The organism is Paenibacillus glucanolyticus NBRC 15330 (assembly GCF_004000885.1).
Taxonomy (GTDB): domain Bacteria; phylum Bacillota; class Bacilli; order Paenibacillales; family Paenibacillaceae; genus Paenibacillus_AQ; species Paenibacillus_AQ glucanolyticus.
This window is the reverse complement of the sequence record NZ_BIMC01000001.1, coordinates 670,087-693,038: the sequence shown is the minus strand read 5'-3', so window position 1 is coordinate 693,038 and position 22,952 is coordinate 670,087. Positions and strand designations below refer to the sequence as shown.

Here is a 22,952-nt window from a genome sequence, read left to right as displayed (position 1 = left end):
GTACCTAAGGGCTTGGTACCAGCTTTGCCTTCTATTTTGCTAAACGGGTTCATACATTGTTCTTATAGTCATCTTGTCCAGGCTGAGTGGACATGCCGGGCGATGTGGAGGTTCCATAGTCTTCTACAGCCTCCCATGCACCGGCGTCGTCAAATCTTCCGTCTTCTCGTTGGCGGTTGACACCTGATCCGGAGGGTGGCGGAGTTATAGCATCTTCTTCAACCGGTCGATTATCGGATAGATCCTGTCTAGGAGAATGCTCGACACAGTAGGCGGTATAAGGTATAGCTTCCAGCCGCTCATAGGGAATTTCCTGTCCGCATTCCGCACAAGTACCGTATTGCCCCTGGTCCATTCGTTGTAATGCAGATCGAATCTGCTCCAGCTCGTCAGCGAGTGTTTCTTGAATGGCCAGGTCCCGCCCGCGTTCGAAGACCTCTGTTCCTACGTCGGCAGGATGGTTATCGGCAGCGCTCAGCTCACCCGTTGAATCGCGAAGCGAAGTGTTCGTGTTGGTTCCCTCATGGGACTCGAGCTGCTGCTCTAATCGTTCCTGATCGCTGAGCAACCGTTGTCGAAGTTCATGGTATTGTTGTTTTGTTATGGAAGTCATATCAAAAGTCGCTCCTCTCTAGCTTAGCTCCATTAAAAGCTGCCCATGTATTTTCAATACCCGAAATGTGTTGGTAACAATCACATTTATTATGGGAATGGCGGCCTATCGTTTTTGGAACATTCTCCAAAAAAGCCCCGGAGTGTTTTAATCGATGTGCTTAATATGATATAAACAAAGATGGAGAGAGAAGTCTTTAAAGACGGGCTGCGCCAATATTTGGAGGTAAATCATTATGGATGAACACATGAAACGCCGATTGGATAAACAGAAAAAGCTTTTTCGGCAACTAGGCATTCAACTGGACGCTTTGTCTATCCATGAAAAGAATTTTTCGAATAAGCTGCGGGGTTATGATCAGGAGGAAGTGGATTCCTTTCTGGACGAAGTCATTCAAGATTATGAGCGTTTTTACGCAACCATCTCAGATCTTATGGATAAATGGCAGGAGCAGCAGATCATTATTCGTGATCTTAGAGCCGGGGTTAAGCCAGAAGCAGAACGTCCTGCGCTCAATCCGGAAGAGATTGAGGAAACCGTTGCAAAGCTCGAAGCTGATTTGCGTCTGCTGAAGAAGCAAATTCGCCCTGAACAAAGGTTTTATATTGACTAGAAGCAGTCAACAGGCAGGCATAAATTACACGCTCGGAATCATTACATAACAAGCGTCCCTATAACAAAACCACACATGGCCGACTCATCGGCTGTGTGTGGTTTTGTTGCTGTGGTTCGAAGCCATGATTAAGGGTGGAGCTGGGAGGGGGCTTTTTTGAACGACTGTCTGCATCTTTTTTTGTATTGGAACAGAGGGGAGGATTGGCTCCGCTTGCGGTTGTTTGTGGGCGCCATTGATTTGAAATGAGTCTGCTTCACGCAATGCATGAGACCATAACGGGGCAATATCCATCTGGTGCGGATGCTCCGCGTTATACATGAACAGCAAAATTGTGTCAGGGGTGAGTGAGGTAACCCAGTGACACCAGCCAACCGGAGCATGTACCACCTGACCCGGTGTAACGTGTAATGCGTGAACCCGGTGGCTGCACGGATCAACCAGGGAATAGCTGATTTCTCCCTTAATGACATAGCATAATTCGTCGGTGTCCGGATGACCATGAGGGGAAAGTACCTTGCCGCGCCCTAGGTGGATTTCTGACACGAACATGCCTTTGAGCAGGGGCAGCTCCTGAGATGACACATGGGCGTGTCCTTGACCGGTTATACGTTCGGCCTGCCTCCTCGGATGGAATACATGCCGGGTCAATGTAATTTCGCCGTAAGCGCCGTAGAGGTCATCATAAGAGCGGTCCTCCTTTTCTAAACGTGTCAATAGAAGCTGTACAGGGGTTGTTCTCTACACTATATGCTTGGATTTTATAAATCTGACTGCCTACGACTAAAGTAGCATTGAGATCATGCAAAATGGTTTTGCTTGTAAACCATTTTCATAACAATTACTATGAGGATAGGAGCAGACCTATTCTGATAGAGAACAAGGGAGGTTAGCCATTTGTCTAACAACCTGAAAATCAATATCCGCAGCAAGATTGTAATCGGATATTTGTTGATACTGTTATGTCTTGGAGCTTTTCTCTGGATTGTATCGGACCGCATCTCTTCACTGCAGCAAGAGGCGGATTTTATAGAGAAGCATGATATCGAAGTACATAATTTGACGCACGAAATCGAGAAGGATTTGCTGGAGATGGAAACCGGTCAACGCGGGTATGTTATCACGGGTGACGAGACCTATCTGGAGCCGTTCAACCAAGCGTTGTCCTCCTGGCAAATTAAGTACAACAAGCTGTACCAGCTGGTAAGCGAAAGTTCTGAGCAAGCGAATCATTTGGAGAATATCAAAGAAAATATCCAGGAATGGATTACCAATGCGGGTCAGCCTGCGGTTCAATTGAAACAGCTTGGACAAGATGAGGAAGCTCTTCATTTCTTCATCAACGATCCCGGGCAGCAAGCGATGAACTCCATTCACGAGTTATTCCTCTCGTTCCGAGACACAGAACGTGAGCTGACAACAAGCAGGATTGACGACATGAAGGATAGCAACACCCAATTGCTGTCTCTGATGTATGCGTTGTGGGCCGGAGCAGCTCTGATTACGATCTGTGCGGCTTTGATTATTTCCAAGAGCATTGTAAGACCGATCTCTCAAGTAACCGATATCATCTCTGATATCGTTAAAGGCGGCAATATGTCCCAACGGATTCATGTCCGCTCCAACGATGAGGTGAGGCAGTTGGCTGATACAACCAACGAGCTGCTGGCACAGGTGGGGAGACAGAATTGGGCCAAGGATCATATTTCGATCATGTCCACTCTGCTTCAATCGTCAGATCGCGTGGAGACGGCCGTGCAATTTTTCATTCATAAGCTTGCTTTAATCATGAAGCTGCCGTATGGAGCTGTTTTTATTAACCGAAACGGTTCAGAATTGGTAAAGGCCGCGGCTTTTGCTGACCCTGATGGTGAGCCCTGGAACAAGGTCAGAGACCGTTTCCTGCCAGGTGAAGGTTTGGTAGGTCAATGTATGCTGGAGCAGCGAATGATTATTCTGGACGATATCCCGCCGAACTATGTACGGATAGAATCGGGTCTGGGTGATGCTGAGCCTACGACCTTGCTGCTTGCACCTGTCATGTTCGAGGGGCAGGTCCTTGGCGTAATTGAATTAGCCAAATTCAAACCCTTTGATGAACTGGAAATTCAGCTGCTCGAACAACTTAATCAACAGCTAGGGGTTACGCTGAACTCTATTCGAAGTAAAATGGAGATCCAGCAGTTATATCACGAATCGCAGACCTTGAATGAGGAGCTGCAGAGTCAGACGGAAGAACTGCAGACACAGACGGAGGAGCTTCAAGCCCACTCGGTTGAGATGCATCTTCTGAATGAACGTCTGGGAGCACAGAAGGAAGCGGCGTTAATAGCAGCCAGTGAGCTGGAGAATTATGCGAAGGAGCTGGAGAAGAGCTCCAAGTATAAGTCTCAATTTCTGGCGAATATGTCCCATGAACTTCGGACACCGCTGAACAGCATGTTAATCCTGTCCCAGATCTTATCGGAGAATAAGCAGGGCAACCTGACAGAGGAAGAGCAGCATTATGCTTCTGTCATTCATAATTCAGGCAGTGAGCTGCTGAATTTAATCAATGATATTCTGGATCTGTCCAAAGTAGAAGCCGGTAAGATGCAAATCGAGATGGATCTGGTAAATCTGACAGAGCTGCCGGAATTGATGGAAGGGTATTTCTCCAAGAGCGCAGAGTCCAAAAATCTGGAGTTTGAAATTGAGATGGCGGAAGATCTGCCCGACATGATGTACAGCGATGGGATGAGGCTCCATCAAATTCTGCGCAACCTGCTCTCGAATGCCATCAAGTTCACAGAGAGCGGCAGCGTAAAACTGTCTGTAAAGAAAATGAATTCGATTGTCACTTCGGATTTCATCATCAGTGGAGAAGTCATTGCTTTTTCAGTGGAGGATACCGGTATCGGGATTGCGGCAGAGCATCTTCAACCGATCTTTGAAGCCTTCCAGCAGGGGGAAGAAACCACTGCCAGAAGATTCGGTGGAACGGGTCTCGGTTTATCGATATCGCTGCATCTTGCCAAGCTGCTGGGCGGATATATTACCGTCGAGAGCGAGGAAGGAAGCGGAAGTTTATTTGTCTTGTATTTGCCGCTCGTAACAGAGTATGGCGGCAGCGAAAGCTTATTTGTGCTGCCTGAGGTGGCCGCTGCCGCAAGCCATACGAGCTTGAGTGATATACGGATAGAGGAGTATGAGCTGGACGAGCTTAGCCAATTGGAACACAAAACGGTATTAATCGTGGACGACGATATCCGTAATGTGTATGGTTTGACCAATGCGCTGGAGAAACTCCAGATGACCGTGCATACAGCACAAAATGGTTATGAATGCCTGGAGGTGCTCAACAAACAATCCTCCATCAATGCGGTCTTGTTGGATCTGGTGATGCCCGAGATGGACGGAATCGAAACAATGAAACGGATTCGAGAGAATTCGGAGTGGTCCAACCTTCCCATTATCGTGATGAGTTCGAATGCCATGAGGGATAAGGATCAATTCCTTGCCGATGGTGCCAACGGTTATATTCATAAGCCGGTTCATATTCACGAGGTTATTGTCGCTCTTCAGAAATGGGTAGGGAATTAACGAATTCCGTTAATGGGCTTGGTGTGAATTCCCGCTTGGGATGTCCAGTTTCGAGTGTCAAATGTTGACGAATGCAAGCGAATTGTTTTATGATGGGGTTATAGCACCAACAAGAGACGGCGTGTTACCTAACAGGGCATGAGCCAAGAAGAGACAGCTTTCAAAGGGGTCTTTTCTTGGCTTTTTTCATGTTTGCGGGAATTTGCCTGGAGCTTATCTTCGGACATGAATCCTTCGGCTGTTCTCTGATTAAACTTAAAGGAAAGGGGGAAGTCAATGAGCGGGATCGAGTTGTTTACAGTTGTGCGTGTTATTGGTAACAATGTCGTGATGGTTAATGGCGGCAAAAAAGAATCGGAATACGTCATCCTCGGCAAAGGAATTGGCTTTGGAGTAAAAACAGGCGGTACGATCTCCTCGGACGATGAGCGGATTGAGAAGCTGTTCAGGCTCGAGGATCGGGAGCAGTGGAGTCAAGCTCATCATCTGCTGGAAGAGTTCGATCCACTGGTGATGGAGATCACAGACCAGATACTCAATCTCATAGGACAGGAATTTCCGGGCACATTAAACGACAAGGTTTATTTGGCTTTGCCGAGCCATATCCAGTTTACGATCTACAGAATCCGTAAGGGTATGGATATTATAAACCCTTTCCTTGAAGAGACCCGAATCAGCTTCCCGAAAGAATATGATATCGCAGCCAAAGCAGCGGAAATCATCGGCCAGACCTTTCACATCGAGGTTCCGGAGGACGAGATTGGTTTCTTGACCTATCATGTTTATTCTGCTGTCAGCCATGTGCCGGTAGGCCATCTGGTGAAGGCTTCGAATGTGGTGGGAAGTTTGGTGAAATATATAGAAGAGGAGCGGCAGGCGATCTTCGACCGGGGGAGTATGGATTATGTCCGCCTTCTCATGCATTTGAGATTCTCCGTAGATCGTATGCTGAACCAGGAGATCCACGTGGATAATCCGTTCGCAGAACAGATTCGTACCAAGTTCACTTATGAGTACGGTATGGCTGCTCGTCTTGCGGCAATGATGGAGAAGGAACTCGGCAAGAAAGTACCGGAAGCGGAAATCTGCTTTCTAGCCATGCATCTATACCGGCTGTTCACAGGCCGAATACAGCAGAAGAATCAACCCAGGGAGGAATCATAATATGTTCGATCGTTGGAAAAAGAAAAAGACAGCAACAGCCATTCAAGTCACAGCTCCATTGTCAGGTAAAGCAGTACCCTTATCCCAAGTGCCGGATGAGGCGTTTGCTGCCGGGCATATGGGCCAAGGCATTGCTATCGAGCCTTCGGAGGGGAAATTAGTAGCCCCTTTTGACGGTACGGTTGCTCATGTCATTAAATCGAAGCATGCCGTGATGCTGGAAGATCCCGCGACGCAGCTTCAGTATTTATTTCATATAGGGATTAATACGGTCGGTCTTAAGGGCGAAGGTTTTACCAGTCATGTTCAAGCTGGAGATCAGGTGAAATCGGGTCAGACTCTCATTGAGTTCGACATGGCCGCTATCAAGGCCGCGGGTTATCCAACGATTACACCGATCATTGTGACTAATGCGGATGAAGTGGCTTCAAAGGTCGAAGGGCAGATTGGCGATGTTGTATCCGGGCAAGATCATGTTCTCACCATTGAATTGAAGTAGTGCAACATAATGAATCATGGATTGAAATATTGGATATTGACAAAACAGGAACACCTGAATTAAGATAACAGCAGAAATGAATAAGAGAACGGCGTGTTACCGCGTTTGTGGGCATGAGCCAAGGAAGACCATGACTATTTTTATTTAGTCACCGTCCTCCTTGGCTTTTTTTGTTGATATAGAATGCACATTGTTTTAGCAGGGCAGACCGAGTTCTATATCACAAGATAACGTACCTCTAGTCATCGTCGCTCTTTTTGAAGAATCTTCGATGAATACAAGAAACCCACGAGGAGGAGGATTCTTTTTCTACCCGAATGGAGGGACGAAATAGTTATATATTCGACGCATTATGTAAACGTTTTCAGTAGAAAGCTAAATTATTGAAGTTGAAAGGATGATTGACATGCTGGCTAAATTGCAAAAGCTGGGTAAGTCCCTTATGCTGCCCGTGGCTACACTACCTGCGGCAGGTATCTTGCAGGGGCTTGGATTGATTGACTATCAAAAAGATATACCTTTAGGGGCTTTCGGAGCTTTTCTGAATCAATATGTAACTCCGTTCATGACCTCCGGTGCCCTTGCGATTCTGGACAATTTGCCGTTCATCTTTGCGATTGGCGTTGCAATTGGTTTTGCTGGAGACGCCGTTGCGGCTCTATCCGCTCTTATCGGGTACATGGTGCTTACCAAAGTTCTTGCACAAGTACCGCTGCAAATGCCGTTTATACCAGATGACGTGAAGTTGAATATGGGCGTTCTTGGCGGTTTCTTTGTTGGTCTGTGGTCCGCATACTTATATAATAAATTCCACAATATTAAAATGCCGGATTGGTTGGGCTTCTTTGCGGGTAAGCGCTTCGTTCCGATTATCACAGCAGCTTCCACGATGGTGCTTGCCGTGCTGATCGGTATGGTTTGGAGCCCGGTCCAAGATGGAATATCTGCTTTCGGGAACTGGGTTGTTGGTCTTGAAGGTATTGGATCGTTCATCTTCGGTATGGCTAACCGCTTGCTTATCCCTCTGGGCCTGCACCACGTATTAAACTCCATCGCCTGGTTCCAGATCGGAGATTACACGAATGCAGCGGGCGAAGTCGTTCACGGCGATCTGTGGCGATTCTTTGCGGGAGACCCCACGGCTGGCATGTTTATGTCCGGATTCTTCCCAATCATGATGTTTGCGATGCCGGCTGCGGCACTGGCCTTTATGCACACTGCTAAGCCGTCCAAACGCAAGTTAGTCGGATCGATATTCATCGGTTCAGCACTGGCATCGTTCCTGACCGGTATCACCGAACCGCTTGAATTCGCGTTCATGTTCATAGCTCCATTATTATATGTGGTGCATGCATTCTTGACAGGTCTTTCCGGTCTGATCATGTATATGCTGGATGTACATTTGGGCTTTACGTTCTCTGCGGGTCTGATCGACTACCTGGTGAATCTGAAGCTGTCCACTAACGCTTGGCTTCTCCTTCCGGTAGGATTGGCTTTCGGTGTAGTTTACTATCTGTTGTTCAGAATCCTGATCGTCAAGCTGAACTTGAAGACACCTGGACGCGAGGATGACGACGATTTGGATCTGTCCTCTGAGGACGCTGGAACCGATGGCCAGTCTCCATCCAGTGCAGTATCCAAAGAGTCCAAGGCGGCCAAGGTCCTGCAAAACATCGGCGGTGCCGATAATATTACCAGCATCGATGCTTGTATCACGCGCCTGCGCCTTGTTGTTAAGGACGAGAAGGCCGTTAAAGATTCGGAATTGAAAAAATTAGGCGCATCCGGTGTCATGCGTCTGGGTCAGGGTGCGGTTCAGATCGTATTCGGACCGCAGGCAGAATCCATTAAGGACGACATCAAGGATATCATGAAAAAATAATTCAACAAGGTAAAGAAGCAGGCCAGTCAGCGGCCTGCTTCTTTTTGTATAAATACGTAGGCAATGACCAATCCATCGCGGGTTCGGATGGTTACCGGTTCAGGTTTTTGCGTTGTCCCCAGAAACGTAGGTTGACATCGACCTCAAGCTCGCGAAGGGAAGCATCATGGATTTCTTTTTTCTGCTCGACTAATTTCTTCCATAGTTTGGGGTCGGTTCGATATAACTGAAGACATAACTCGTAGGGGTCGGCTTTTAGCAGAGCAGCCTTATAAAAGGTGGTATGCATCTCTTTCTTCAGCGCGGCTTCGGTTAACCGCTTCATCTCGCTGACACCAACCTTCTTGTACATATTCTGTACCGTCCCCGTCACGTTAAGTTTAATTCTGTAGGCCACGTCGTTGGGTTCGCGTATGATCTCAATCGAGGATTGAGGCTTCTCCAGGCTGATGCTCCCAATGGCTTCACCCTCCTCTTGAACGATGATGGAAGCGTGGGTGTGCGGGGAAGCCAACCAGCGGGTACCTAGCAGGTCGGAGCGGCTGAGCCAGCCCATCAGCTTCTGGTTTTTAATCATAAAGGCGCCGCTGACCTCCAGAATCGGGTGCTGCTTCAGATTTTCAGACCAGTTTTGACTGGAGATATGAATGGACGGAAGGACAACTGTAGCCGCTCTTTCCCGGTAGAGCCGAATGAAATTGACGAATTGGATCGGGCGTATGAACGAGAACTGATCGTAGCTTTCTTTGGGTTCATGCAGCAGTGAATGAAGGGGAGAGAGTTGAAAGAATGGCGAGACGGTGAACAGGTCCTCCATGTTATCCTGAGTGGCGTATACCCATTTGGTATAACGGATTTCCTGGGAACGGTTGGTCAGGTCAAACACTTGTGACATCTGATCAGGCTTTAATACAGCTTCCGCAAGCACCAATGCAGTAACATGTCCCCAGGAAACCCGCTGCTGACTCGACGTATACAGGTCGATGAATGCTCCGGCCAGTGTCGTTCCGGTACCTCTCCCGACCCAGATGGGTGCTTTCTCTGTTGATTTGCCGCTTTCTTGCTTGGCTATCGTAGCGAAGTCAAGCATCTGCACATAGGCGATATAATTCCCGTCTCTATAATCCACACCCAGTGCAGTGATGTAGTTAATATCCTGTATTTCTTTGTTGTCCCAGCACCCTGTGAGCAAACAAATCAATATACCTACAAGCATCAAGACCCGTCTCATAATGCGCCGCCTTTTTTTCGCTTACCCGGAAACCTCATGAGATTGCGAATGATCTTGGACAGGGAGAAGGGAGAGAAGGGAGCGAGAAAGGGCTGTCCAAACGGATTATGGTTGGCCGCATACTGAACCATCAAGAATATCGCGATAAAAAAACCGAATAATCCGAATACCGAAGAGAAAGCAAGCACAAAAAAACGAAAAATCGTCTGGGTTACCACAAAGTCCTGATTGGAGTGGGTCGAACCGGCCACAAAGGCCAATGCACCGACTACGGTCATCGTAGGCGAGAAGAACCCCCCTCGAATGGCGGCATCGCCGATAATAATACCGGACACAACCGTGATGGTGGATGCGATAGGAGAAGGCATCTGCATGCCGGCCTCCCGGAGCAGGGTGAGCAGAAACAGGATAACCAGCATTTCGATTCCGGTCGGAATGGGAAGTCCGAGCCGGGTGTTGGCCACCGTTGCCAGCAGCGGGAAGGGGATCTGATCCTGGTGGTACGACATCAGTGTGATATAGAAACCCGGAAGCAGGATGGATATCAGGAAGCCCACAAGCCTAAGGATTCTCCATGGAAATACAAAATAAAATGGCATTTGCGGGTCCTCGGCAGCAAACAGGAGCTGCATAAAACTGGCAGGTGCAATCAATACCACGGGACTTCCTTGCATAATGATGATCAATCTGCCGCGCGTTAAAGAATCGTATGCGAGATCCGTTCGTCCCGTATAATCAAACATCGGCAGTACCGTAAATCGGTAGGGTGTTATATGTTCAGCGAGTTCACCGATGCCCACCGGTGAATCACCGGAGTAATGATTCAGTCTCTCTTCCACTTCTTTCACCGTTTGCGGTATAACCTTGTCCTTCAAATACATGATGCCTACTGAGGTTTTGCTCCGGTCGCCCAGCTTGTAGGAGGTGTAGACAAGATCCGGAGATTTCAGGCGTTTGCGAATGAGGGACACGTTGACGTCCAGTTCCTCGACAAATCCGTCCCGCGGCCCCTTAACCGAAGTCTCCGATGACGTTTCTTCGGGTACTCGTCCGATGCTTTTGGAGGCACTATAGGAGAATAACTTGTTATCCTTGGGGAAATACAGCGCCACATAGCCTGAGAAAACAATGTCATCAATGGATTCAGCGCTGGCCTGAACGGAGTCGAGAGTAAGGTAATATTCGAGATGTCCAGGATCAAACTCATGTTTTTGCGTAACGGATATATTCCATTCCTTACTGATGACGGGCAGCAGGATTTTGGACATCAGCTGGGCGTTGCACATCATCGGACTGTATATCATAAGAGCCCAAGGATGTGCCGAGCCTTCCATTCCAGGATAAGACGAAATATAGATGTCATCGGAATCGGCATAACGTTCTCGGAGCTGCTGCTCGGTAATGGTCATGATTGAGATTCTCCTTTCGCTGTAATGGAATTCGCTTGCTGCTGCTTGTGGATTAAGAAAAACATCAGCAGGCATAACACGGTAAGATACACGGCGGATACAGGCAAAAAATAATCAGCCATCGCATAATACATTTTCAGATTGCTGATTGGTGAGGCGCACAGGATGATAAGCAGCGTGGAAATGGCTAACACGCCGGTTCTCTGCTTGGTTTTGGGAAGCAGCGCTTCACATAGCAAATAGATGCAGATCGATATAGAGACATAAGCTCCGCTCAGCCACTGGAATATGGAGAAGAAATCAACATGCTCCACGAATTTTCCGAGCTTGACGAGCCGCCACTGCTCATAAGCCGGATACCGCTGCAGCTTCATTTCTTCCGGTCCGAATTCGGCAATGCCTCCGATCGTTGGACCAAACGTTAAAAAGATGAGGATGAGATGGATGAGCAGAACCGTAACAAAACGCGGCTTTTTCTGAAGGTGGGGGCGGAGAAACAGGATTAAGAAAATTTGCGAAAGCCCGCCGAACATGACGGGTATTCCGCTAAGTACAGGCATAAATCCATCTTCCAGAATGGGCAGCAAATAATTGTAATTTTTGATCTTCAAATTGGCTAAGGATACGAATATTCCGAGCAAGACAACAACTGGAAGCAATATCCCTGCAGAAACCCCAATGGTTTTGATGCCATGATTCACGCTGACGAGGCATAGTAACATGAGCACCAATGTGGTTGCGATGACCGGCGTTTGGATCATGTAGGAGGATTTGGTCCAGTCGATAACTTCCTTCAATGTATAAAATGAAAAGGAGAAAAAATACAATCCGGACATGCCCATCACGATGATGCGAGCCCATTTTCCGCTGCTTTCTTCCAAGGCCTGCGTTAATGTGCGGTCGCCGATTTTCTTGATAATTCCGTATATAAGCAGAATCCAGGGGATGAACAAGAACGCTGACAAGAGAATTGTAATCCAGGCATCCCGGCCTGACTTTTCAAGCAGGACAGGAATAATCATGACATGGTTGGTCAAACCGGCAGTCAACATCATGATCATGAATACTTGATTCGTTGGAATTCCGCGAGCAACGGACATGTTATTCGATCCCCCATTTCACTTTCTTCAGCTTAGAGTTCTCGGGGAACAGCCAAAATATGCGAGGATATCCAGTGAAAGGTGCAATGCAATAAGACTTCCTGGGAGGCGATTATTACAAATAGGGATTATAAGGACAGACACCTGGTACATAATGCATGGAGATTCCCTTCATAATAAGGAAAGTTTTGAAGTACTTATTATGAAGTCTGGAGGATAAGACCGTGAACAGAGGGGCGAAGTCGAAGGAAGGGAACTTGAAATGGTGGCAGCTGTCGCTGCTCGGAGTGGCATCTACTATCGGTACAGGCTATTTTCTCGGATCTGCACTTGGCATCAGATTGGGTGGGCCTGCATTTCTTCTATCTATTATATTGGCAGCGGCAGCGACCTATTTTGTATTCGATGTGCTGGCGAAGATGACGGCCGAAGACCCGCAGAAGGGCTCATTCCGAACCTATGCCAAAAAAGCCTTCGGCCGATGGGCAGGCTTCTCGACAGGCTGGATGTATTGGTGCTCGGAGGTATTGATCATGGGAAGTCAAATGACGGCCCTCGCTATTTTTTCACGCTTCTGGTTTCCGACCGTTCCGATGTGGATATTTGCCTCTGGATATGCGGTGCTTGGGCTGATTATCATATGGCTTGGGAACAAAGGGTTTGACAGGCTGGAGAATGTACTTGCGGTTATAAAGGTAGCTGCTATCGTTATGTTCCTGATCATTGCGGCGGCCGCATGGATGGGATGGCTAAAAGGCGGGACGAAGCCGAACTTTCCAGGAAGTTTGAATGCTTTTTTCCCTGCGGGAGGAAAGGGTGTGTGGTCTTCCCTGATTTTTGCATTCTACGCCTTCGGCGGTATTGAAGTAATGGGCATGATGGCCGTACGTCTGAAAAATCCAAAGGAAGCGCCCAAGTCGGGTAAAGTGATGATCATCTTGCTGTCGATTGTATACGTTCTTTCAATTGGACTGGCGGTCATGATGGTTGCCTGGAATCAATTCTCTACGACCAAGAGTCCGTTTGTTGTCGCACTGAGCTCCTATCAGCTGCCGTTCATCCCGCATACTTTTAATGCTGTATTAATTGTAGCCGGTTTCTCGACGATGGTTGCCTCGCTCTATGCGGTCACAACGATGCTCGTGACCTTATCAGAGGATCATGACGCGCCCAAGATCTTTGCAGCCAAAAAGTTTCATCGGCAGGCTCCGGTCTATGCGCTTTCCCTTACAGCAGGAGGTCTGATTCTCTCCATCGTGCTGTCACTGCTCATTCCCGGCAAGATCTATGAATATTTGACGACCGCAGCCGGTCTCATGCTATTGTACAACTGGCTGTTTATCCTTATATCTGCAGGCAAAATAGTACAGCTTACGATGTGGGGGCAGATCAAAAGATACACCGGCATGCTGCTCATTGTATCTGCGGTAAGCGGAACAGCAATGCATCCCACGAGCCGAACAGGGCTCTTGATCAGTCTCGGCTTCCTTGTCATCATCGGTCTGGTTGTCTTATGTATGCGTCCAATATGGAAGAAATCTGGCAGCGGTCAAGGGAAAACGCTCAACAAATCCAAACTGAATCCGAAGCCTGCCCGTTAAAACACCAGGGGATACAGCTGGGTTAATGCCCGAATGCCGAAATAGATACCGAAGGCAATGAGGGATACTCCAGATATAATGGAAATGATGGAGAGTCCTCTCTGGCTTAAATATTTCCGGAAGAAGCTCCCGAGTGCTGCCATGAACAAATCCCATAAAACAACCCCTGCAATGACCGCAAGGCTGTACAGAAAAATATGACCGGAGCTGTTATCGTCCGCAGCGGCCTTAACAAGAATGGAACCATAGATGCCAAGCCAGAACAGGATTGTCATGGGATTGGATACCGACATAATAAAGCCGGAGAACATGGTTTTGGGAATGGAGTCTTCACTGCGCGCGCTGCTGATTGTAACTTTATTGGCATTCATGATGCTTTCAAATCCCGTATAGATCAGCACAAAGGCACCAAACAGCCACAGAAAGGTCTGCATAAACGGAGTGCTCAGGAAGTGGACGACGCCAAGGTACACCAGAATCATGTAAAAAATATCAGCAAACACAGCGCCGACGCCAAACATCCAGGAGTGCCAAAAACCGTTCTTAATGCCTTTATCAAGCTGAGCAGCATTGATTGGGCCAATCGGTGCAGACAGAGAAAACCCCAGAATCATGTAGCTTAGAAAAACACTCATTGTTATCCCTCCTTATCCCTGATTGAATGGAACGAAGCATGACTCGTACAAGTATGCTCGTACATTGTATTCAGCTTCGGGGCAAACTAAAACTGTGAATTGGAAAATGTTTCTCTTCATCCTCCCCTTAGAGCCGCGCAGCTTCAGCGCGGTTTTATTTGAATCCGAATATTTGGTAGGATATATGATAGTGCCAGCAGCAACCTGCTTGCATCTGATGTGAATAAGAAGGGGCTGCTGCACAGGATGAGTCATCCTTTTCGAATTACGGTATTATCAGACACCCATATGCCCAAAAAGGCGAAGGAGCTTCCAGCTCCGCTGTTAGAAGACCTTAGGCATTCGGATCTGATCATCCATGCAGGGGATTGGTCCAAGTGGGAGCTCTACGAGTTGCTGAGCCAGTATGCTCCGGTTGAGGGCGTTGCCGGCAATGTTGACGATGAGGTGATTATAGATCGCTTAGGATACCACAGGATTGTCCTTGCCGAGGGAAAACGAATCGGCATTGTGCATGGACACGGTCAAGGGGGGACGACGCCATCACGTGCAAGAAAGGCATTCCATGATAGCGAGGTGGATTGCATAGTGTTCGGTCACTCCCATATTCCTTTCCTAGAAAACAAGGCGTGCTAATGTTTAACCCGGGGTCGGCAACTGACAAACGGAGACAGCCCCGGTATTCGTATGGACGGCTTCTTATCCAGGACGGAGCCCTGGAGGCACGCCATATCTTTTACGATCAGAAGTAGGTGTCTGCAGGTATTGGAAAAATCAGTATGGGGCTGCTTGCTTTTGAAATCGCCGGGTTGAGGTTAATTAATAGAAGTCCCCGATATGGTAAATCATGTTGATGAGAGGATTGTTATGTTAAAGGAAGAAAAGCTTGAGAAACGGATTCAGATGGGGCTGTCCGGTTGGGGAGACCATGACAAGTTGTACGATGAAGGGGCAAGGGCTGCCGATAAGCTGGAAATGTACAGCAGGCATTTTTCGATTGTGGAGATGGACAATTCGTTCTATGCCATTCCTTCAGCAGAACAGATGAGTAAATGGGCAGCCGCGGTCCCGGACCATTTCGGTTTTATTGTAAAGGCCTATCAAGGCATGACGGGCCATGCGCGCGGCCAGGGCAAAGACAGGTACCCGAATGTAAAAATGATGTTTGAGCATCTGCTCGCTTCGGTTGAAGAACTGCAATTGGCGGGAAAGTTAAGGGCGGTTCTCTTTCAATACCCGCCATGGTTTGGGTGCGAACGCAAACACGTGGAAATTCTGAAGCGCACGCGGGAGTGGATGAAGGATGTTCCGGTAGCTCTGGAATTTCGGCATCAGAGCTGGTATGCGCCGGAATATCGCGAGAAGACGATGGAGCTTATGCGCAGTGAAGGTTGGATTCACAGCATAGCTGACGAGCCCCAGGCAGGTATCGGTTCCGTGCCCGTCGTGTTGGAGACATCGGACACCGATGCCGTCATGATCCGAATGCATGGGCGCAATGCCGAGGGATGGCATTCCAGCGGTCAGCCCAACTGGCGTGAAGTGCGGTACTTGTACCGTTACAGCCTGGAGGAGCTCAATCAATGGAAGGGATGGATCGAAGAGCTGCTTGAGAAATCGGAGCAGTGCTGGATAATCTTCAATAACAATTCAGGAGGCGATGCTTCCGATAATGCGAAACAGCTTCTTCGCTTACTCGGAATGGACAGCGGACCCGAGCCGCTGAGGCAGATGAATTGGCTGGATGAGGATATCTTTACCGATAAATGACTTTAATTGTATGCTCATACAGATAAATGGTTAGCGAATGGACAAATCGTCAAAAAGTTGCCGCAAATTCATCTGTTTCCGAGATCATTATTATATATAAAGGGTATTTTCGGTAAGTAGGTCAAGTGTATTATAATGTAATCGTAAGAAAACGTTAATTTAATGTAAAACCAGAATTTCCGTCCATGAACAATCAAAATAATCTGACGGAGGGAGTCAGCGATGAAGACCCTTGACAGAATGACAGAGGGACCCTGGCAGAAATATCACGGTCCGAACTTGGGGTACATTCAAGATCAGTATGAGAAGTTTTTGCAAGACCCGCAATCTGTGGAGCCAGGATACCGTGAGCTGTTCGCCAGCTGGGGACCGCCTCCATCTTTGGAAAACAATGAAAAGAAAGCGGATTCGCAGGGACAAGGTGTAAGCTATGACCCGCAATTATTGAAAAAAGGGGTAGCTGCCGGCAAACTGGTGTGGAACATTAGAACCTATGGTCATCTTGCCGCCGACATTGATCCAATTGGAATTGGAAACGAAGCCGACACACGTCTGCTTCAACCAGAAAGCTACCAACTCAGCCAAGCGGATTTGGCAGCTCTGCCTGCAGATATCGTCTGGGAGGAGGCTCCTAGTGATATCAAGAACGGCTATGAGGCAATCCAGCGGCTGTTACAACTATATACAGGCTCTATTGCCTACGAATTCAGTCATGTGCATGATGAAGAAGAACGCAAGTGGCTTAATCAACAAGCGGAATCCGGCCGTTTCTTGTCCGACATAAGCGCTGATGAGCGCAAGGGACTTCTGAAAAAACTGCTGGAGGCCGAACAATTCGAGGAATTCCTGCACCGTACGTTTGTAGGTGCGAAGCGCTTCTCCGTTGAAGGCAACGAAGCGCTTGTACCGCTTCTGGATGAGATTGTTCGTCAGATGGCTGAAGTGGACGTCAACTCGATCCTGGTGGGCATGGCGCACCGTGGACGCTTGAACGTCCTGGCTCATGTGCTGGGTAAGGATTACAGCAAGATTTTCTCGGAGTTCATGCACTCCCCGAATAAACATCTGGTGCCGTCCGAAGGCTCCATGGGCATTAACTACGGCTGGACAGGTGACGTGAAGTATCACTTGGGAGCTGACCGCTATCTGAAGAAGGATGAAGCACGCGAGATTCGCATTACGCTCGCGAATAACCCGAGTCACTTGGAATATGTCAATCCGGTGGTGGAGGGCTTTGCACGTGCGGCTCAGGAGGAACGCGGTGAAGCGGGATATCCGAAGCAGGACGTAAACAAAGCGCTGAGCATTCAGATCCATGGCGATTCCGCATTCCCTGGCGAAGGCATCGTGCCGGAAACCCTGAACTTCAACAAGCTGCCGGCATACCGTACGGGTGGATCGATTCACATTATCGTGAACAACCGTATCGGATTTACGACAGAGGGCAAGGATTCCAGATCGACCCATTATGCGAGTGACCTGGCTAAAGGATATGAAATTCCGATTATCCACGTGAACGCAGATGATCCGGAAGCATGTATTGCCGTTGCCCGACTTGCCAGCGACTATCGGAATAAGTTCAAGAAGAGCATTCTGATTGACCTGGTTGGCTACCGTAAATATGGCCATAACGAAACGGACGATCCGGAAACCACTCAACCGCTGATCTATCAGAAGGTTAAGAATCATCCAACCGTCAGCACGCTCTATATGAAGAAGCTGGTTGATGGAAACGTTCTGACCCAGGAGCAAGTGGACGAATTGAAGAATCGTGTTGTAGAGGTATTGAAGAATTCTTATGAGCGCGTAAAGTCGAAGGATCCTGTGGATCAGATCCTGCTAGGATTGAAACCGACCGATAGCAAATCGAAGAAGGAAGCTGCAACGAACGTATCTGCAGAGGTACTGCGCGGGATTAATCGCGAGCTTCTGCAATGGCCTGAAGGCTTTACGGTATATCCGAAGCTTCAACGCATCCTTGAGCGCCGCAGCAATTCCCTTGATGAAGGCGAGAAGGTGGATTGGGGTCATGCGGAGACGCTGGCTTTCGCTACGATTCTTGCGGATGGCAAGCCGATCCGGATTACCGGACAGGATGCGGAGCGGGCAACGTTCGCTCACCGTAACCTTGTGCTTCACGATGCGGTTAATGGAGAAACCTTCTGCCCGCTGCACCGTTTGCCGCAAGCCAAAGCTTCGTTCGCCATTCATAACAGTCCGCTGACAGAAGCAGCTGTTGTTGGATTCGAATATGGCTACAATGTATATTCTCCTGAGACCTTGGTTATCTGGGAAGCGCAATATGGTGATTTCACCAACTGTGCCCAGGTTATCATTGACCAGTTCATTACAGCTGGACGTTCGAAGTGGAGACAGAAGTCCAGCATGGTCATGCTGCTTCCTCACGGATATGAAGGAAATGGTCCTGAGCACTCCAGTGCAAGATTGGAACGCTTCCTCCAGTTGAGCGGAGAAGATAACTGGACGGTTGCGAATCTGACTTCTGCAGCTCAGTATTTCCATCTGCTTCGCAAGCAGGCGTCTTTGACTGAAACGGAAGATGCCCGTCCGCTGGTTGTCATGGCTCCGAAGAGCTTGATCCGCAACCCTCGTGTGGCATCACCGGTGAACGCATTCAGCGAAGGCGGCTTCCAGAAGGTTATGGAACAGCCTGGTCTTGGCCAATCACCGAAGAAGGTCGAACGCTTGGTGCTGTGCTCGGGGAAAGTTGCGATCGATCTGGAGGACGCGCTGGATAAACAGAAGGATGAAGACCAATCATGGATTCATGTTCTTCGTGTGGAACAGCTGTATCCATTCCCTAAAGAGGAAATTTCCCGTGTTATGCAGAAATATCCGAACCTGAAGGAGATTCTGTGGGTTCAGGAAGAACCTCAGAACATGGGCGGCTGGAGCTTCATGGAGCCGAGAATTCGTGAAATTGCACCTAAAGGCACAGAGGTCCGTTACAGCGGACGTCCTGAGCGTTCGAGCCCGGCTAGCGGATATCAGGATGTTCATGCTTATGAGCAACAGACCATCATTTCTTTTGCCCTTAATCGTAAAACTATAAATCAACAGATCTCATTGGGGAGGTAGCGGCTGTGAGCGAAATTACTGTACCAGCTATGGGCGAATCCATCACCGAAGGAACGATATTCAAATGGCACGTTAAAGAAGGGGATAGCGTAAACATCGGTGATGTTCTGCTCGAGTTAGAAACGGATAAGGTTAATCTAGAAATTAGCGCAGAGTCTGAAGGCGTTGTGGAAAAAATCCTTCGTCAAGAAGGGGAGAATGTGACCATCGGGGAAGTGATCGGTCAAATTTCTCTACAGGAAGGCGTTGCAAGCGCACCGGCATCGAAGGCTGCTGAAGCTCCTGCACCTGTACAACCGGAGGCTGCACCAGCACCAGTTGCAGAAGCACCTAAGCCACAAGCTTCTGTGTCGGCCCCAAGCGAGGAAGGAGCAGGCCTGACTGCATCGCCATCCGCACGCAAACTGGCTCGTGAGCGCGGGATTGATCTGGACCAGGTACAGGGTCGCGACCCGATCGGTCGGATTTACCATGATGATGTGAAGAATCATAATGAAGCCAAGCAGCCTGCAGCACCTAGCAAGCCTGCAGCTTCAACGCCAGCACCGGCAGCATCAGCTCCGGCTGCTGAGTATGGCAAACCGGTTGAACGTACCCGCATGTCCCGCCGCCGTCAAACGATTGCGAATCGTTTGGTTGAAGCGCAGCATACAGCTGCCATGCTGACTACCTTCAATGAAGTCGATATGACAGCGATCCTGGATGTGCGCAAGCGTCGTAAGCAAGCATTCCAGGAGAAGCATGACGTAGGCCTCGGCTTCATGTCCTTCTTCACCAAAGCGGTTGTGGGCGCGCTGAAGAGATTCCCGCATCTTAACGCGGAGATTGATGGCGACGATATTGTTGTGAAGAAATTCTATGATATCGGTATCGCGGTATCCGCTAAGGAAGGACTTGTCGTTCCGGTCGTTCGCGATGCGGATCGCCTGGGTTTCGCCGAGATTGAGAAGGAAATCGGCAATCTGGCTGCGAAAGCTCGCAATAATGCGCTGTCCTTGTCTGAACTTCAAGGCGGAACATTTACGATTACGAACGGCGGCGTCTTCGGCTCGCTGCTGTCTACACCGATCCTGAATACACCTCAGGTGGGTATTCTCGGCATGCACAAGATCCAGCTTCGTCCAGTAGCCATCGATGCTGAGCGCATGGAGAACCGCCCTATGATGTACATCGCATTGTCTTACGATCACCGAATCGTTGACGGATCCGAAGCGGTTCGCTTCCTGGTAACGATTAAAGAGCTTCTTGAAGATCCGGAGTCACTGCTTCTGGAAGGATAATTATCCAAGAGAAGAGAGACTTGCATAATAAGAAGGCCGCATGGACATTTCCATGCGGCCTTCTTATATGATCTATCAGGATTTAGATTGCTGTTTATCGTCAGGCTTGGGGAGATCCCGGGGATTCCAATTCTCAGCCTGAGGCTCCACATCCTGCCGCTTCTTCACCTTGTCTCGTTGTTCCTGCGAGTCGTTCTTTGTGTTCTGATGATTGCACACTTCTTCACTGCTTGGTTGTTTCATGGGATTACCTCCTTTTTGTCCGTATAATAAATACATACCCGGAATGCCAAAAGACAAACAGGCATTAAAGACAAGCCATTTGATTTTCATATGGCTTGAAGTTAACATGGTAACTGAAAGATCTCTACATACCATATAGAGTTATCGGATAAACGAGAGGAGAGATACAGTAATATGGCTAACCGATCACAGCGTACGCTGCTGTTTACAGGTGCGTATGCGGAAGAGGATCAAAGCGGTGTATGTATATATGAATTTAATGAGGACAGCGGCGAGCTGAAGCTGCTCGATGAGGTCTCCGGCATTAAGAATCCGACATTCCTCAACGTGGACCCGGATAACAGACGTTTATATGCCATTGGCGAGATGGCAGAGCAGGGAGGCAAAGCAGGCGAGGTTGTCAGTTTTGAGATTGATCCTGCTGCCGGCAAGCTGACCGAACGGAATCGCGTTCGCAGTGTCAGCAGCTCGACTTGTCATATACAGCGCGACGAATCAAGTAAGTATCTGATCGTTTCAAGTTATCATGGGGGCTTGGTAGGTCTTCTTTCTATCGATGAGGAAGGTCTAGCCGGTGAGCTGCTGGATGAGAAGAAACATTCGGATCTCGTGCCTGTGCGTGAAGCTCAGCAAGCCAGAGCGCACTCGGCATTTTACAGTCCGGATGGTAAATATGTGTTTGTGCAGGACTTGGGATTGGACAAGATTCTGTCTTATACAATTAATCCGGATACCAACGAGTTGAGCTTCCACGATGAGACCCAGCTTGAAGAGGGGGTAGGACCCCGCCATCTGGCATTCCATCCAAGCGGAGTTTATGCTTATGTCATTAATGAACTGAATTCAAGCGTAACGGTGCTTCGTTATATCCAGGACGAAGGACGCTTGGCTGTTCTGGAGACGATATCAACATTGCCTGTGGATTTTGACGGGGAAAGCTATTGCGCTGAGATTGCTGTGTCGGAGGACGGCAAAACGGTGTATGGATCTAATCGCGGACACGACAGTATCGTTGTGTTCTCCGTACATGAAGATACCGGCTATTTAAGCCCGGTTCAATATATATCCACGGAGGGCGGCCATCCTCGTCATTTTACGCTGATGCCGGGGGGCAAGTTTATGGTGGTTGCCAACAGGGACGGGAACAATCTGGTGTTATTTAATGTAGATCCGGAAGATGGAAAGCTTGCCTTCACAGGGTATACAGTCAGTCAATCGAAGCCGGTATGCGTGAAACCAGCGGTATTCCAGCTTTAAGCTGCGGAAGAACAAGATTTGATATTAAAATGTATGACAGCATTGGTCAGGCAAGATTCAGAGCTGGACTCCTTGGGTTATGTATAATCATGTAACTGAACAAGGAGGTTGTGGCAATGTCAACGAATCAACGTTTGGATGGCAAAGTAGCCATCGTTACCGGTGCGGGTTCCGGAATCGGCCAGGCCTCAGCCCTTCTGTTGGCGGAGCAGGGAGCTAAGCTGCTGTTGATCGATATCGATCGTGAACGCGTAGAGAAGGTGAAGAACACCATTGAACAAGGCGGCGGCGAAGCCATAACGGGCAACTGCGATATCTCCCATGCTGAATCGCTTAAGGATTGCTTTAGCGAAGCGGTTGATAAGTGGGGCAAGATCGATATCGTGTTCGCAAACGCAGGAATAAACGGAACGAAGGCCCCGATCGAAATCATGGAGCTGGACGAATGGGATGCAACCATTAACACCAATTTAAGAGGAACCTTCGCTACGGTGAAATATGCGATTCCCTACTTAAAAGAAGCGGGGGGCAGCATTATCATAACCAGCTCCATCAACGGAAATCGGGTGTTTACCGGGTTTGGTTTCTCTGCATACAGCACAACAAAGGCAGGTCAGGTTGCTTTTATGAAAATGGCGGCTCTGGAGCTTGCACGTTATAAAATCCGGGTAAACGCGATCTGTCCGGGTGCAATCGCAACCAACATTGATCAGAGCACGATTGCCAAGCCGGAGCTGGACGAAGTGACCATCCCGATTGAATATCCGGAAGGGGACCAGCCTTTGGCAGATGGTCCGGGACAACCTGCGCAAGTGGCCCAACTGGTGGCTTTTCTGGCATCCGATGATTCCTCGCACATCACCGGCACGGAAATCTATATCGATGGTGCGGAGTCGCTCATTCATTAAATGCTGCAGTGTTCGTTTTGATTTGACAAAACCGGGTCTATTCCTCATAATGAATGAACGTATTGT

18 protein-coding genes and 1 pseudogene are annotated in these 22,952 nt (G+C 48.6%); 12 read left to right on the top strand and 7 right to left on the bottom strand.

What is annotated here, in order from left to right:
• Positions 1 to 49: 49 nt before the first annotated feature.
• The gene (locus tag PGL02S_RS02955; RefSeq protein WP_036642174.1) at positions 50 to 613 is read right to left on the bottom strand and encodes a TraR/DksA C4-type zinc finger protein; all 564 of its coding nucleotides are present in this window, start codon (positions 611 to 613) and stop codon (positions 50 to 52) included.
• A gap of 235 nt (positions 614 to 848) precedes the next feature.
• Between PGL02S_RS02955 and PGL02S_RS02950 the strand changes: the two genes are divergently transcribed.
• Positions 849 to 1,226 carry a DivIVA domain-containing protein gene (locus tag PGL02S_RS02950; protein WP_036642178.1) on the top strand — a complete coding sequence of 126 codons (378 nt, stop codon included), beginning with the start codon at positions 849 to 851 and terminating at the stop codon, positions 1,224 to 1,226.
• Between the two features lie 84 nt (positions 1,227 to 1,310).
• Here PGL02S_RS02950 and PGL02S_RS02945 read toward each other — a convergent pair whose 3' ends face one another.
• Positions 1,311 to 1,943 carry a cupin domain-containing protein gene (locus PGL02S_RS02945; RefSeq protein WP_235187431.1) on the bottom strand — a complete coding sequence of 211 codons (633 nt, stop codon included), beginning with the start codon at positions 1,941 to 1,943 and terminating at the stop codon, positions 1,311 to 1,313.
• 180 nt (positions 1,944 to 2,123) lie between these two features.
• On the opposite strand from PGL02S_RS02945, the gene PGL02S_RS02940 reads away from it, so the two are divergent.
• From PGL02S_RS02940 to PGL02S_RS02925, 4 genes are all read left to right on the top strand, one after another.
• Positions 2,124 to 4,808: a CHASE3 domain-containing protein gene (locus tag PGL02S_RS02940; protein WP_036642186.1), complete on the top strand. Its 2,685-nt coding sequence runs from the start codon at positions 2,124 to 2,126 to the stop codon at positions 4,806 to 4,808.
• 276 nt (positions 4,809 to 5,084) lie between these two features.
• On the top strand, positions 5,085 to 5,972 hold the full coding sequence (locus PGL02S_RS02935) for a PRD domain-containing protein (protein WP_036642189.1): 888 nt from the start codon (positions 5,085 to 5,087) through the stop codon (positions 5,970 to 5,972).
• Between the two features lies 1 nt (position 5,973).
• Positions 5,974 to 6,471 (top strand): PTS sugar transporter subunit IIA, encoded by a 498-nt coding sequence (locus tag PGL02S_RS02930; RefSeq protein WP_036642191.1) that lies wholly within the window; start codon positions 5,974 to 5,976, stop codon positions 6,469 to 6,471.
• Positions 6,472 to 6,877: 406 nt separating this feature from the next.
• Positions 6,878 to 8,353, top strand: a complete 1,476-nt coding sequence (locus PGL02S_RS02925) for a PTS transporter subunit EIIC (protein WP_036642192.1) — start codon at positions 6,878 to 6,880, stop codon at positions 8,351 to 8,353.
• Between the two features lie 91 nt (positions 8,354 to 8,444).
• On the opposite strand, the gene PGL02S_RS02920 is transcribed toward PGL02S_RS02925, so the two are convergent.
• Genes PGL02S_RS02920 through PGL02S_RS02910 form a run of 3 tightly spaced genes read right to left on the bottom strand, consistent with a single transcriptional unit; the run spans position 8,445 to position 12,093 of the window.
• On the bottom strand, positions 8,445 to 9,584 hold the full coding sequence (locus PGL02S_RS02920) for a Ger(x)C family spore germination protein (protein ID WP_036642194.1): 1,140 nt from the start codon (positions 9,582 to 9,584) through the stop codon (positions 8,445 to 8,447).
• Positions 9,581 to 10,993, bottom strand: coding sequence for a spore germination protein (locus PGL02S_RS02915; protein ID WP_036642196.1), 1,413 nt, complete (start codon positions 10,991 to 10,993; stop codon positions 9,581 to 9,583). Before PGL02S_RS02915 ends, PGL02S_RS02920 begins: the two co-directional genes overlap by 4 nt.
• Positions 10,990 to 12,093 carry a GerAB/ArcD/ProY family transporter gene (locus PGL02S_RS02910; protein WP_036642197.1) on the bottom strand — a complete coding sequence of 368 codons (1,104 nt, stop codon included), beginning with the start codon at positions 12,091 to 12,093 and terminating at the stop codon, positions 10,990 to 10,992. The genes PGL02S_RS02915 and PGL02S_RS02910 overlap by 4 nt, the downstream gene beginning before the upstream one ends.
• 224 nt (positions 12,094 to 12,317) lie before the next feature.
• Between PGL02S_RS02910 and PGL02S_RS02905 the strand changes: the two genes are divergently transcribed.
• Positions 12,318 to 13,694 carry an amino acid permease gene (locus PGL02S_RS02905; protein WP_036642199.1) on the top strand — a complete coding sequence of 459 codons (1,377 nt, stop codon included), beginning with the start codon at positions 12,318 to 12,320 and terminating at the stop codon, positions 13,692 to 13,694.
• On the opposite strand, the gene PGL02S_RS02900 is transcribed toward PGL02S_RS02905, so the two are convergent.
• Positions 13,691 to 14,329: a LysE family transporter gene (locus PGL02S_RS02900; RefSeq protein WP_036642201.1), complete on the bottom strand. Its 639-nt coding sequence runs from the start codon at positions 14,327 to 14,329 to the stop codon at positions 13,691 to 13,693. The genes PGL02S_RS02905 and PGL02S_RS02900 overlap by 4 nt on opposite strands.
• A 246-nt stretch (positions 14,330 to 14,575) precedes the next feature.
• On the opposite strand from PGL02S_RS02900, the pseudogene PGL02S_RS02895 reads away from it, so the two are divergent.
• The 4 genes and pseudogenes from PGL02S_RS02895 (at position 14,576) to odhB (ending at position 20,478) form a co-directional block, all read left to right on the top strand.
• Positions 14,576 to 15,081 (top strand): annotated as a pseudogene (locus PGL02S_RS02895) (metallophosphoesterase family protein).
• 115 nt (positions 15,082 to 15,196) lie between these two features.
• A complete protein-coding gene (locus PGL02S_RS02890) occupies positions 15,197 to 16,099 on the top strand; it encodes a DUF72 domain-containing protein (RefSeq protein ID WP_036642476.1) in 903 nt (300 codons plus the stop codon).
• A 222-nt stretch (positions 16,100 to 16,321) separates the two neighbouring features.
• A complete protein-coding gene (locus PGL02S_RS02885; RefSeq protein WP_036642207.1) occupies positions 16,322 to 19,198 on the top strand; it encodes a 2-oxoglutarate dehydrogenase E1 component in 2,877 nt (958 codons plus the stop codon).
• 5 nt (positions 19,199 to 19,203) lie between these two features.
• Complete coding sequence (gene odhB, locus PGL02S_RS02880) at positions 19,204 to 20,478, top strand: 2-oxoglutarate dehydrogenase complex dihydrolipoyllysine-residue succinyltransferase (protein WP_036642210.1); 1,275 nt, start codon at positions 19,204 to 19,206, stop codon at positions 20,476 to 20,478.
• A gap of 75 nt (positions 20,479 to 20,553) precedes the next feature.
• Here the strand turns inward: odhB and PGL02S_RS28045 are convergent, their stop codons facing one another.
• A complete protein-coding gene (locus PGL02S_RS28045; RefSeq protein ID WP_164481461.1) occupies positions 20,554 to 20,721 on the bottom strand; it encodes a hypothetical protein in 168 nt (55 codons plus the stop codon).
• Between the two features lie 174 nt (positions 20,722 to 20,895).
• On the opposite strand from PGL02S_RS28045, the gene PGL02S_RS02875 reads away from it, so the two are divergent.
• Entirely contained in the window at positions 20,896 to 21,978 is a 1,083-nt protein-coding gene (locus PGL02S_RS02875) for a lactonase family protein (protein ID WP_036642218.1), read from the top strand.
• 116 nt (positions 21,979 to 22,094) lie between these two features.
• Positions 22,095 to 22,886 (top strand): SDR family oxidoreductase, encoded by a 792-nt coding sequence (locus PGL02S_RS02870; RefSeq protein WP_036642221.1) that lies wholly within the window; start codon positions 22,095 to 22,097, stop codon positions 22,884 to 22,886.
• The last annotated feature ends 66 nt before the right edge of the window (positions 22,887 to 22,952 follow it).